This window comes from uncultured Leptotrichia sp., assembly GCF_938036635.1.
GTDB lineage: Bacteria > Fusobacteriota > Fusobacteriia > Fusobacteriales > Leptotrichiaceae > Leptotrichia > Leptotrichia hongkongensis.
Map to the genome: position 1 here is coordinate 1 of NZ_CALHQO010000335.1, position 2,259 is coordinate 2,259.

At 27.0% G+C, this 2,259-nt stretch carries 3 protein-coding genes; all 3 read right to left on the reverse strand.

Features of this window, described 5'->3' with window-relative positions; translation table 11 throughout:
* Positions 1-23: 23 nt before the first annotated feature.
* The 3 genes from Q0370_RS06685 to Q0370_RS06695 all read right to left on the reverse strand — a co-directional run bounded on the left by Q0370_RS06685 (position 24) and on the right by Q0370_RS06695 (position 2,164).
* Positions 24-566 carry an OmpA family protein gene (locus Q0370_RS06685; RefSeq protein WP_299573731.1) on the reverse strand — a complete coding sequence of 181 codons (543 nt, stop codon included), beginning with the start codon at positions 564-566 and terminating at the stop codon, positions 24-26.
* 26 nt (positions 567-592) lie between these two features.
* Complete coding sequence (locus Q0370_RS06690; protein ID WP_299573734.1) at positions 593-1,045, reverse strand: OmpA family protein; 453 nt, start codon at positions 1,043-1,045, stop codon at positions 593-595.
* A gap of 108 nt (positions 1,046-1,153) precedes the next feature.
* The gene (locus Q0370_RS06695) at positions 1,154-2,164 is read right to left on the reverse strand and encodes a YiiG family protein (RefSeq protein ID WP_299573736.1); all 1,011 of its coding nucleotides are present in this window, start codon (positions 2,162-2,164) and stop codon (positions 1,154-1,156) included.
* Between the last annotated feature and the right edge of the window lie 95 nt (positions 2,165-2,259).

Genomic DNA, 2,259 nt, shown 5'->3' on the forward strand with positions numbered 1-2,259 from the left:
ATTTCTTTAAATACATTTGATATTTATTCATTTATAAATCTTGATTCTTTATATTCCAAATCATTTAAAATGATTTCAATTCTTCTATTATTAAATCTTCCTTCTACAGTTTCATTTGTATCAATAGGTTCTTCCCCACCTTTTCCTATAATTTTCACAATGGAAAATCTTTTATCTAATCCATATTCCCGCAATAATTTAGCCGCATTTATTGCCCTTTCCAAAGATAATTTTAGATTATGTTTTTTTGAACCAGTTGAATCTGTATGCCCTATAATTTCAAGAGAACCTTTTTTTATATAAGCATTGAGCGCCTTTACAATATTTTTTAAATCATAACTTTCATATTTATTTATTTTTTCTCCATCTACCTTAAATCCATAAACTACACATTTTCGATCTGTTATAATACAAGACGGAGTTCCAAAATTTATCTGAGTTAGCATTTGGGGTTCTGGAATATAATCAGTATTTTTCGTATTAATTTTTTCTTCTTTTTTTCTAATTTCCTCTGCCTGTACACTCATACCTATTACTATCATCAAAAGTATAATTAATTTTTTCATAATCTTTTTCCTTTAAAATCATAATTTTACTTGTTTTCTTGAGTTTCAAATTCTACATTATTCAAAAGAATTTCAACCCTTCGGTTATTGTATCTGCCTTCAACTCTGTCATCTGTATCTACAGGCGAATTTGCTCCTTCACCTTTTATTTTTCCAAAGGAAAATCTTTTATCCAGCCCAAATTCCCTCATTAATCTTGCAAAGTTTTTTGCCCTTGTTTCTGATAATTTTAAATTATGTTTTTGTGAACCTGTAGAATCTGTATGTCCTATAACATCAATTGTTCCAGATTTGCCATATTTATTCAATATATCAACAATCTCCATAATACTAGAAGCTTCTGATTCATTCAGAATATTTCCATCTACCTTGAATCCTCTTATAACACATTTTTTCTCACTTACAGAACAAGGTCCTCCTAAATGTGCCATTGCATTTATTCCAACTGCCATTACCAAAAATATAACTGCTTTTTTCATTACTATCACTCCTTAATACTTTTTTCACTAGAATTATACCATATTTTTGTAAAAAAAAAGAAAAATCTGATAAAATCAAATCTTTCTTTCATAAATTAATTTTAATTATTATTTTTTAATTTTTTTCGCTAATAATTTGTTGTGTTCCTTTATTACTTCATTGAAGTTTGCAAGTACATTTTCTGGTGTTCCTTCCTCAGTCTGTGCAAAGAAACTATCACTTACAGATGAATGTGAGGCTTTTTCCTTTTTCTCTATTCTTTGGATAAATACATTTACAGATTGCTTAAATTTATTTGCTTTCTGAATAAATTCACTATGATCTCCAGGATTATATCCTTCTTTTTCAAGCTGTTTTGTATTTTTTATAGATTTTTCAAATTTTATGAAGGCTTTATCCATTTTTTCTTCTAATTTTTTGAATTTTTTTGCATTCCCTTTTGCAGTAAAGTCACTCGCATCAAGCCCTTGCTTATGTATTTCCTTTATAATCTGGTCGCCTTCCTCGATGAACATAAATTGATTATATGTAATATACTGCTTTCTCTTATCATAATCTTTTATCATCAGCTTTTTAATTTCATCTGATTTTTTTTCAAATACTTCTTTATAACTTTTTGTAACTTGATTATATTTATCTAAAGTTGCAAGTAATTGCGTATGTAAATCTTGCGCTTTCGCATAATTATCCTGCAAATATTGCTTATTTTTATAATATGTTCTCATTTCATCGGTAATCGGCAACATTTTTTCAAGTACTGGAAGCATAGCTATCGCTTTTTTATCCAATTCATCTTTTTTTTCTTTACTTTCAGATAATTCTTTTAATTTATCAATAAAGTTTTTATCAATTGCAATATCAGCTGTAATTTCTTCATTTTGAATATTTTTAAACTTCTTATCCATTCCAGCATCTTCAAAATAATACAGTAGTCCCTTATCAATATTAAGAATTCTATTGTAAAAACGTATATGCTTGTTATATTTATCTTTATTCTTCTCTAATACAGCCTGCTCCTTAGAGACTCCGCTTAATGATTTTTTCTCTATTTTCCCCGTTCTTGTTGACAAAAATACTATAACCAGCATTATTATTAGTATTATCCCAATTTTTTTCATATAATATTTTCAATCCTCCTCTATTTTACTGCAAAAATAATTTTTAAACTTCTTTGAATTTTATTTAAAATTTATTTTATCTCTGTAGTATAATT